General features: G+C 66.3%; 11 protein-coding genes. All 11 read right to left on the bottom strand.

Annotation, left to right across the window (positions count from 1 at the left end; translation table 11 throughout):
• A partial coding sequence (locus tag HYU53_00140; protein MBI2219602.1) for a hypothetical protein occupies positions 1-387 on the bottom strand: 387 nt, incomplete at its 3' end.
• Positions 388-528: 141 nt separating this feature from the next.
• Complete coding sequence (locus tag HYU53_00135; protein MBI2219601.1) at positions 529-1,536, bottom strand: fatty acid desaturase; 1,008 nt, start codon at positions 1,534-1,536, stop codon at positions 529-531.
• A gap of 23 nt (positions 1,537-1,559) precedes the next feature.
• On the bottom strand, positions 1,560-2,456 hold the full coding sequence (locus tag HYU53_00130) for a DMT family transporter (protein ID MBI2219600.1): 897 nt from the start codon (positions 2,454-2,456) through the stop codon (positions 1,560-1,562).
• Between the two features lie 158 nt (positions 2,457-2,614).
• Positions 2,615-2,956: an ATP synthase F0 subunit C gene (locus HYU53_00125; GenBank protein MBI2219599.1), complete on the bottom strand. Its 342-nt coding sequence runs from the start codon at positions 2,954-2,956 to the stop codon at positions 2,615-2,617.
• A 64-nt stretch (positions 2,957-3,020) separates the two neighbouring features.
• Positions 3,021-3,842 carry a F0F1 ATP synthase subunit A gene (atpB, locus tag HYU53_00120; protein MBI2219598.1) on the bottom strand — a complete coding sequence of 274 codons (822 nt, stop codon included), beginning with the start codon at positions 3,840-3,842 and terminating at the stop codon, positions 3,021-3,023.
• Between the two features lie 17 nt (positions 3,843-3,859).
• A complete protein-coding gene (locus HYU53_00115; GenBank protein ID MBI2219597.1) occupies positions 3,860-4,273 on the bottom strand; it encodes a hypothetical protein in 414 nt (137 codons plus the stop codon).
• Positions 4,270-4,470: an AtpZ/AtpI family protein gene (locus HYU53_00110; protein ID MBI2219596.1), complete on the bottom strand. Its 201-nt coding sequence runs from the start codon at positions 4,468-4,470 to the stop codon at positions 4,270-4,272. Before HYU53_00110 ends, HYU53_00115 begins: the two co-directional genes overlap by 4 nt.
• Before the next feature lie 64 nt (positions 4,471-4,534).
• The gene (locus HYU53_00105; GenBank protein ID MBI2219595.1) at positions 4,535-6,052 is read right to left on the bottom strand and encodes an NADH-quinone oxidoreductase subunit N; all 1,518 of its coding nucleotides are present in this window, start codon (positions 6,050-6,052) and stop codon (positions 4,535-4,537) included.
• Positions 6,053-6,057: 5 nt separating this feature from the next.
• Complete coding sequence (locus HYU53_00100; GenBank protein ID MBI2219594.1) at positions 6,058-7,773, bottom strand: NADH-quinone oxidoreductase subunit M; 1,716 nt, start codon at positions 7,771-7,773, stop codon at positions 6,058-6,060.
• Positions 7,774-7,775: 2 nt separating this feature from the next.
• Positions 7,776-9,935 carry an NADH-quinone oxidoreductase subunit L gene (nuoL, locus tag HYU53_00095; GenBank protein MBI2219593.1) on the bottom strand — a complete coding sequence of 720 codons (2,160 nt, stop codon included), beginning with the start codon at positions 9,933-9,935 and terminating at the stop codon, positions 7,776-7,778.
• Between the two features lie 30 nt (positions 9,936-9,965).
• On the bottom strand, positions 9,966-10,265 hold the full coding sequence (nuoK, locus tag HYU53_00090; GenBank protein ID MBI2219592.1) for an NADH-quinone oxidoreductase subunit NuoK: 300 nt from the start codon (positions 10,263-10,265) through the stop codon (positions 9,966-9,968).
• Positions 10,266-10,274 lie beyond the last annotated feature (9 nt).

Below are 10,274 nucleotides of genomic sequence, written 5' to 3'. Positions count from 1 at the left end.
GGACAGTGGCGCGGTGGTCTCGGTCGTTCCGCCGGTCGTCGTTCCAGTTGTCGTGGTTGTCGTGTTTGCCGTCGTGGTGGTCGTGGTGGTCGTGGTGGCCTTGGCCGCTTTGACCGACCTGGCTGTGGCAGAGGTGGTCGTCTTCGGGCTGCTCGTGGCTTTCACCTTTGGACCGCTCGTGGTCGGCTTCATGCCGTGCGACTTGACGGTCGTCTGCTTGACGGTGGTCGTCTTGATCGTCGCCGGCTTGGGGCTCGAGGGCTTCACGGCGGTGGTTTTCGCCGCGCCCGACTTCGGCGCCCCGGGCTTCGCGGCGATCGGCGCGGTGCCGATGCAGAGTGCCACCAGGGCCGCGATGCCGGTCCACACGAACTTCTCGAGTTTCATGAGTTCCCTCCAGCCCTGCGGTACCGCAAGGTCGATGCCTACGGCGGTCAAACAACAAACGACATTGGGTCAGTCACTTACGGCAATACGAACGGCAGGCCTGGCACGCGTACAGCGACAATTCTGGTAGTTCTTACACAGTTACCGTTTCTGGAGCTGGAGCTGCTTGGACGAGGTGGGCGCGCCGGCCCCCTGCGCGGTCCAGTTCGTGTGCGGTTTCTGGTTCTGGATCAGCCATCCGTACACGAGGCCGGAGTAGGTCTGCCAGCGCATGTGCTTCATTTCGTAGAAGGGTACGAGCGCTCGCTGCAGAGCGGGCAGGCGATAGAACGGCACGCCCGGGAAATAGTGGTGTTCGAGATGGTAGTTGGAGTTCAGGAACGCGAAGTCCCAGAACCAGCTTCCCTTCATCAACGTTCCCCACTTCGCGGGATCCCCGGGATCGATGTCGTAGTGCTGCCCGAGCCGGTTGAGCGTGAAGGCGATCGGGAAGATGAAGAAGACAGGCACGACATGCGCGCGGACCGCAGCGCCGAGCCCGAGGAAGTACCAGAGGAGCGCGACAGCCGAAAGGTGCGCGACAATCGCCACGCGGCGCTCGAGCGCGATGGTGCGCTGCAACTCGGTTGGATAGGTTGCCGACTCCAGGCGGGCCGCTCGGAAATACATCGGAAACAGCACGGGGGTCGCGTAGAGCAGCTTGTACCAGCGCGCGTTGATTTTCGGCGAGAGATGATGCCGTTTCGGATCGTCTTCCTCCGATCCGAGCTCCGCGTGGTGGTCCAGGTGCCAGCGGGTGAACTGGCTTGCCGAGATGCCGCTCGGCACGGCGTACAGCCATCCCAGCAGACGTTCCAGCCGTGGGCGACGTCTCTCGAACACCGCGTGGTGCACGACCTCGTGCAGGAGAACCGTGAAATTGAAGATGGTGAAGCCCTGCACGACGGCGAGGGGGATCCAGACCACCGGGTGGCTGAAGCGCACCAGCGCCCAGGTGCAGGCTGCCAGAATCCCGAACTGCCGCGCGGCGACGGCCAGGTGCCGCGCCGGGCTCTTGCGGTGCAGCTCGCGCATCTGCTCGCGGGAGATCGCGCGGCCGAGGTCGGCTCTAAGCTCGACGGCGTGCTGCGAGAAATAGTGGTCTTTCACGGCCCGGGTACAGGGTAGCACGCCTACTCCTGCGCCGGCGCGGCCTTCAAGTGCGCAGCGGCGCGCGTGATGGCGACGCCCGCGAGGACGAGCGCTGCGCCGGCCAGCTTCGGTCGGCCGAGCGGCTCACCGCGCCACAGGACCGCCACGGCCAGCGCCACCATCGGCACCAGGTTCGAGTACATCGACGTGCGCGTTCCGCCGATCTTCTGCACGGCCGTGTACCAGATCATGTAGGCGACGCCGATGGCGAAGATCGCCGAGTACACGAGCGAGAACCACGTGATGGCGCTCACGGCGGACCACTCCACGTGCCAGAACTGCGGCGACACCGCCGGGACGTACAGGGCCGTGCCGAGCGCCATGGACACCCCGGTCACGCCGAGCGGCGAGTGGCGCGCCATCAGGCGGCCGGCGCCCACGGTATACACGGCCCAGCAGCCGACGCCGCCGAGCATCAGCAGGTCCCCGGTGAGCGATTGCACGTGGAGCGCCGCGCCGGTCCCGACGACAAGATAGATTCCGCCGATCGACATCAGCGCGCCCAGCCAGTGCCACCGGCCAACACGCTCGTGCCCGCGAAACGCGTTGATCGCGGCGATCGCGACCGGGGTGATCGCGAGGATCAGCGAGCTGTTCGCGACGCTCGTGCGGGAGAGCCCGCCGACAAACGACAACTGGTACAGGAAGTGGCCGACGACGGCCAGCCCGAACAGCGCGAGCCAGTCGCGGCGGGTGACCGGCGCCGGGGTGTAGAAGATGGACGGCTTCTTGTACCGTCGCGCGATCGCGATCGCGACGAGGAACACGACCGAGGCCACGATCATCCGCAGCGCGTTGAAGGGCTGCGGCGGCATCTCGTCGAAGGCGGATTTGATGATGGTGTAGTTGCTCCCCCAGATGAGGGACATGAGGAGCAACAGGAGATCCATACGGTTCCAGGTGCTGGGCTCAACGTGCTGGGTTCGGTTCCGGGTGCAGGGTTCGGTTCCGGGTGCACGTCCGAGTGCACGTGAACCGAACTCAGAACCGCGAACCGAACCCGGCACGGCCGAACCGAGCACTCTGAACCCGCCGCCTAGGCGGCGAAGGGCTTGATGAAGAAGAGGATGAGCGAGATCAGCAGCACGTAGATGACGAGCGACTCGATCAGGACGAGACCGAGAATCAGCACGCCGCGGATCTCGCCGGCCGCGCTCGGGTTGCGCGCGATCCCCTCGGCCGCGGCGCTCAGGCCGCGGGCCTGTGCGAGCGCGCCGAAGGCGGCCGCGATCGCCAGCGCGAAGCCGGCGGTAATGATCGACCAGCGCGCGACGTCAGCTCCGCCGCCGGCGGCCGCGGCTTCCTGCGCGAAGACCGGCGAGACGGCGCCCGCCGCCATCAGCGTCACCGCAAGGGTCAGCACGAAACGTTTGCTCACAACCACTATCCTCCTGAATCAGTGCCTATCGGTAAACGGTAATCGGGAAATCGGTCATCTCGAATTACGCCACGACGATCGAGTCGTGGCCGTTGGCCTGCCCCGCCGTGTGGTGCTCGCCGATGTGCCCCGCCTCGTCGTGCTCCACGGCCACCGCGCCGGAGAGATAGATGACCGACAGCAGGACGAAGATGAACGCCTGCAGCCCGCCGGTCACCAGACCGAGCAGCATCATCGGCAGGGGCACGAGAAACGGGATGATGCTGAAGAGAATGAGGATGACGAGCTCTTCGCCGAAGATGTTGCCGAAGAGCCGCAGCGACAGCGACATCACGCGCGAGAGGTGGCTGATCAGCTCGATCGGCAGCATGATCGGCGCGATGAACACCGGCGAGCCCGGGGGCACGGCGAAGTGCTTGAAGTAGGCGACCGCCCCCTGCTCCCTGATGCCCTGCATGTGATAGTAGACCCAGATCGTGAGCGCGCAGCCGAGCGTGACGTTGATGTTGCTCGTCGGCGCCATGAGGCCAGGCACCAGGCCGGCGTAGTTTCCCAGCAGGATGAAGATGCCCAGCGTGGCGATGAGCGGCAGGTAGCGCCGGCCGTTGCGGCCGATCCACTCGTCCAGGAGGCCGCCGACGGCGCCGATGGCATCCTCCATCACGATCTGCAGCCTGCCCGGATTGTCCACGCTCAGGCGCGAGCGCACGAGCAGCGACAGCACGGTGACGAAGGCGACAATCAGGATCGCCATCACCAGGTAATCAGGGATCGCATGCGCGGGATCGACGTGGCGGCCGAAGGGCGCCAGCAGGGCGGCGACGAGACCGCCAAAGAGCCGGTTGAACACGCCGACGATCCAGAGTTCGTGGTGGAGGTTGCCCATCTACGTGCGCGAAATCGTTACCGGTGTCCGGCCGGACGCACCGCTTCGGCGGCCACGGCCAGCACAATCGATGTGACGCCCCCCAGCAGACCGATGGGGTGCAGCCGCAAACGAGCAATCATAACGTACGCCGCGAAAGCCAGTAAAGCGTAGTGGGAAGCGAAGAACAGCAGCGCCAACGCGCGTTCTCGCCCGCGGTTAGCGGCGATGGGCGCGCCGGCTGCCGGCATGAACACACCGATCGTGCGCGCGATTGCGACATAGCTGATGGCGACGAGCACGCCGCCGCCGAGCACGCCGAGGGCGGCGCGAGGACGTTCGGGATCCAGCGCGAGGGCAAGCAGGGCGATCGCGGCACAGGAGATCGCCGTGTTCCTGCGAATGCGGGCGAGCAGGCCGTTCTCAGAGGCCATGGAGATCGCCGGGCTCACTTCAGGAACTTGCGGGAAGTGCGGACGACGTTCAGCACGCCCGCCGCCAGGCCGAAGAGGAACCCCAGCATGAACAGCCAGGGACTCGTCCCCAGCCAGCGATCCAGATAGTACCCGCCCGCGACGCCGAGCACGATCGCCAGGACGAACGAGAACCCAACCGTGCTCAACGCACCGATGGCCTTGATGGTGGAAATGCGCTGCTCGCGGCCGGAGGGCACACGCAGAGTGTAGTCTGATTAGGGTTCAGGGTTCGGGACACTAGCGCACCAGCGTCAGCGCCGCTCCCGCCCGCCCCAGCGTGGCCGCCGAGGCCTCGGCGAGATCGAAGAGCGGCGCCGGGTACATCCCGAAAAGCAGCGTGCCCGCCGCGGCGACGACCAGCACCGCGGCAAGCGCCGGCGACAGGCTCGGCGAGGAGCCGATCGCCTCTTCGTTGATGAACATGAAGACGACCACACGGATGTAGTAGTAGAGGGAGATCGCGCTGTTCAGCACGCCGATCACCGCCAGCCACACGTAGCCCGCTTCGATCGCCGCGCCGAACACCCAGAACTTGCCCATGAAGCCGGCGGTGGGCGGAATCCCGCCGAGCGACAGCATGAAGAGCAGCATCGCCAGCGCCGCCGCCGGGTGCCGGAAGTACAGCCCGCTCAGGTCCTTCAGCTCGTCGCCAATCGCGTCGGCGCGTCGCATCATCACGACGATGGCGAACGCGCCGAGCTGCATCAAGGCATAGATGAACAGGTACACGAGCGTCGCGGTGATGCCGCGCGTGGATCCCGACGCGATCGAGACGATGCCGATCAGGACGTACCCCGCGTGCGCGATCGAGGAGTACGCGAGCAGCCGCTTCATGTTGGTCTGCGTCAGCGCGGCGAGGTTGCCGACCGTCATCGTGACCACCGACAGCACGTAGAAGAACGTCGTCCAGCCGAGCGGGTTGCCGAACCACTCGCCCAGGCCGCCGCGGCTGAACGCCGGCAGCGCCTCGACGAAGATCCTGAGCAGCATCGCGAAGGACGCCGCCTTCGAGCCGACCGAGAGGAATGCGGCAATCGGCGTCGGCGAACCCTCGTACACGTCCGGCGCCCACATGTGGAACGGCACCGCGGCGATCTTGAAGCCGATGCCCGCGACGATGAGCACGCAGGCGAGCGCGAGGAGCACGCTCCCCTTCCCGGTCGCGAGGGCTTCGGCGATCGCGCGCAGCTGCGTGGTGCCGGTGAGCCCGTACAGGATCGACATGCCGTACAGGAGGATGCCGACCGAGAACGTGCCGAGCAGGAAATATTTGACGGCGGCCTCGTTCGACCGCCGGTCCGGCTTCAGGTACCCCGCCAGGACGTAGAACGAGATCGCCATTGTCTCGAGGCCGATGAAGATCGTGATGAGGTCGATCCCGCCGGCCACGATCATCATGCCGAGCGTGGCGCACAGCACGAGGAAGTAGTACTCCCCGGGGCGCACCCCTTCGACCTCCAGGAACTTCATGGACATCAGCACCGAGAGCAGCGCCGCGAAGAGGAAGAGCACCTTGAAAAAGAACGCGAAGGTGTCCACCGCGAGCAGGCCGCGCGCGATGGTCACGTTCGCCGCGGCGAAGGGCACGAGCGCCGCGCCGGTGGCAGCCAGGGTCAGGATCGTGATCCACGCCAGCAGCCGACGGTGCTGGCCGCGCAGCAGCGCGTCGGCGCCGAGCAGCAGCAGGCTCCCGCCCGTCAGCACGAACTCGGGCAGCAGGTAGTAGAAATCGCCGGCGGTGAATCCTGCAGGCATGGGCGTCACCGCACTCCCTGCGGCTTCGGGGCCTGATGGGCGTCCGGCTTCGCGTCGCCGGATTCACACGGCGGCAGCAGGAAATCCGGTTGGCCCGCCCCTGCGGTCGAGACCGGTCCACCCGCCGAAGCCCCCGGGGCGAAGGCGGGCGCGCCGGCGATCTTCCTGGCGGCCGCCTGCAGTTCCTCGGTTGTCGGGCACGGCTCGAAGAGCGCGTTGCGCTGGCCGTACTCCGGGCTCACCCGCGCGATGACGTGCGCCACCGACGTGTCGAGCCGGCGGATGAACGGCGACGGGTACAGGCCGATCCAGAACGCGAGGACGATGAGCGGCGCGAAGGTCGCGAACTCGCGCACGCTGAGGTCCTTCAGCCCCTGGTTCTTCGGGTTCTCCAGCTTGCCGAACATCGTGCGCTGATAGAGCCACAGCATGTACGCCGCGCCGAGGATGATGCCGCTCGCCGCGACCGCCGCCCAGATCTTGTTCCGCACGAAGACCCCGACGAGGATCAGCAGCTCGCCGATGAAGCCGTTCAGCGCCGGCAGGCCGATCGACGACATCACCATGATGCCGAAGACCGCCGCGTACATCGGCATCACCTTGGAGAGCCCGCCGTACTCCGAGATCTCGCGCGTGTGGCGCCGCTCGTACACGATGCCCACGATCAGGAAGAGGGCGCCGGTGGAGATGCCGTGATTGAGCTGCTGGATGATGCTGCCCGCCAGGCCGACCGGCGTCAGCGCAAACATGCCGAGCATCACCATGCCCATGTGGCTGACGCTCGAGTAGGCGACGAGCCGCTTCCAGTCGGTCTGCGCCAGCGCGACGAGCGCGCCGTAGACAATCCCGACCAGCGAGAGCCCCACCATCATCGGCACGAACGCGCGGCTCGCGTCCGGCAGGATCGGCAGGCTGAAGCGGATGAACCCGTACGTGCCCATCTTCAGGAGGACCGCCGCCAGGATCACCGAACCGGCCGTCGGGGCGTCGGTATGAGCGTCGGGCAGCCAGGTGTGGAACGGGAACATCGGGACCTTGATCGCGAAGCCGAGGAAGAAGGCGAGGAAGATCCACTTCTGGAGGTTGGTCGGCAGATCCAGCCGATGGAACTCGGTGATATCGAACGAGTACACGCCGGTAACCGAGTGGTAGTAGAAATACAGCGCCAGGATGCCCAGCAGCATGACGACGCTGCCGACCAGGGTGTACAGGAAGAACTTGATCGCCGAGTACAGCCGCCGGCCGCCGCCCCAGATGCCGATCAGGAAGTACATCGGCACGAGCATCACTTCCCAGAACAGGAAGAACAGCAGGAAGTCGAGCGACACGAAGGCGCCGAGCATCCCCGTCTGGAGGACGAGGAGGAACACGTAGTACTCCTTCACGCGCTCGGTGATCGCGGTCCAGGACGACAGGATCGCGATGAACCCCATGAGCGTCGTCAGCAGGACCATCAGGACGCTGAAGCCGTCGACGCCCAGGAAGTAGGTGGCGCCAATCGACGGGATCCAGTTCGCGCGCTCGACGAGCTGCCACCCGGCGCGCTCGGGCTCGTACGAGAACCACAGCGGCACGGAGACCAGGAAGCCGGCCAGCGCGAAGATGTTGGCGATCCAGCGGATCGCGTTCTCCTGCGTCTTGTTGACGAAGAGAAGCAGGATCGCGCCGACGAGCGGCGTGAACAGGATGATGGACAGCAGGTGCGCGCGCAAGAATTCCATAGTTAACCGGCGATCCAGTAGATCGCGAGGAAGGCAAACACTCCAAACAGCATCAGCAACGCGTAGTTCTGCAGGAGCCCGGTCTGCAGCCTGCGCGTCACGACGCTCGACTCGCCGGTGACCCGGCCCACGAGGTTGACCAGGCCGTCCACGACGTACTTATCGAAGATGCCGGAGGCCCACGAGACGAGGCGCGTGATCAGGCCGGAGCCGTCCACGGCGCCGTCCACGACGCCGGAATCGAACTTCCACAGGCCGCGCGCGCTCGAGAGCGTGCCCGAGATCACGGTCGCGTCGTACAGCTCGTCGACGTAGTACTTGTTGAGCAGCGTGCGGTACGCGCCCGACCAGCGTTCGGCGAGCCGCTTCGGGATGTCCGGGTGCTCGACGTAAAAGCGCCGCGCGACCCAGATCCCCAGCGCGGCGACCATGACGGAGAAGATCATCAGGCCGATCTCGGCCGCGCGCGAGAGATGTCCGGCTTCGCCGGCCCCTTCGTGGCCGGCTTCGGCGACGCCGTGGGCGAGATCCGCGACGGGCGCGGCGAAGCTCGGCGCCAGGAAGTGCTCGATCGCGTTCGTCCCGCCGAGCGCGGCCGGGATGCCGACCAGGCCGGCCACGATCGCGCCCACGGCAAGGACCATCAGCGGGAACGTCATCGCGGCCGGCGCCTCGTGCGGGCCGTGCCAAGCATGGGCGGCATGGCCCGCCGCCGCACCGCCGTCGGCCGGCCCATGTCCGCCAGACACGTCGCGATCGTCCGTGTGCGCCTGTCCGTGCGCCCAGGGGCGTCCTCTGTACGCGCCGTGGAACGTCATGTTCACGAGGCGGAACATGTAAAAGGCGGTCATCAGCGCGGTGACGACCGCGATGAGCCAGAGCGCGCGGTTGTGCAGGAACGTCTGGTAGAGGATCTCGTCCTTGCTGAAGAAGCCGGCGAGCGGCGGGATCCCTGCAATCGCCAGCGTGCCGGCAAACATCGTCACGTAGGTAATCGGCAGGAACGTGCGCAGCCCGCCCATCTTGCGCATGTCCTGCTCCCCGGCCATCGCGTGGATCACGGCGCCGCTCCCGAGGAAGAGCAGCGCCTTGAAGAAGGCGTGCGTCATCAGGTGGAAGGCGCCCGCCGCAAACGCGCCCATGCCCATCGCCAGGAACATGTAGCCGAGCTGCGAGACGGTCGAGTACGCCAGCACGCGCTTGATGTCGTTCTGCACGAGCCCGATGCTCGCCGCCATGATCGCGGTGAGCGCGCCGACGATCGCGACAATCAGCAGCACGTCGGGCGCGTGCGAGAACAGCACGGCGTTGCGCCCGACCATGTACACGCCGGCGGTCACCATCGTCGCGGCATGAATGAGCGCGGAGACCGGCGTCGGCCCTTCCATCGCATCAGGGAGCCAGACGTACAACGGGATCTGCGCGCTCTTGCCGGTCGCGCCGACAAACAGCAGAAGGCAGATCGCCGAGATCACGCCGAACCCGGCGGTCTCCACCGGAAAGGCGGCCGCCCTGGCGGCCACCTCGCGGAAATCGAGCGTGCCGAACGTGTAGAAGACGAGGAACATCCCCAGCAGGAAGCCCCAATCTCCCACGCGGTTGGTGATGAACGCCTTCTTGCCCGCGTCGGCCGCGGACTTCTTCTCGTACCAGAAGCCGATCAGCAGGTACGAGCAGAGCCCGACGCCTTCCCAGCCGACGAACATCACCAGGAAGTTCGCGCCGAGCACCAGCGTCAGCATGAACGCGCAGAAGAGGTTCAGGTAGGCGAAGAACCGCGCGTACGCCCCGCGAGGCTCGTCCATCATGTACGCGACCGAGTACACGTGGATCAGGAAGCCGATGCCCGTGACGACGAGCACCATCATCGCGGAGAGCGGATCCAGCCGGAACGTCCACGCCGCCTCGAACGCGCCGACGCCGTGCGCCGTCACCAGCGGGATCGGCGGAAGCCAGCGGCCGAGCGTGACGTCGTAGACGCGCTGGTCCGGCGGCAGCTGCAGGAGCTGCACGAACGCGGTAAGGCCAATCGCGGTGGCGGCCGCCATCGTCGCGCACGCCAGGCCGGCCGACACGCGCCGGCTGTACCAGCGAATGCCGAGGACGCCGTTCAGCGCGGCGCCGAGGAGCGGGAGGAGCGGAAGCAGCCAGATAAACTTCACGAGATCACCAAGTCACCAGATTCACCAGATTCACCATTTCATGAGGTTCATCTCGTCGATGTTCACCGTCTCCTTGTTCCGGTAGAACGCGAGGACGATGCCGAGCCCCACCGCGGCCTCCGCGGCAGCCACCGCGATCACGAACACCGCAAACACCTGCCCGATCGCGTTCTGCCACTGCGCCGAGTACGCGATCAGGTTGATGTTGACCGCGTTGAGCATCAGCTCGATGGACATGAAGACGATGATGATGTTGCGGCGGACGAGCACGCCGATCAGTCCGATGGTGAACAGGGCGGCCGACAGCAGCGCGTAATGTGTGGGGGTGATCGGCATCGG

This window comes from Acidobacteriota bacterium, assembly GCA_016184105.1.
Classification (GTDB): Bacteria; Acidobacteriota; Vicinamibacteria; order Vicinamibacterales; family 2-12-FULL-66-21; genus JACPDI01.
This window is presented reverse-complemented; position numbering and strand designations above follow the sequence as displayed.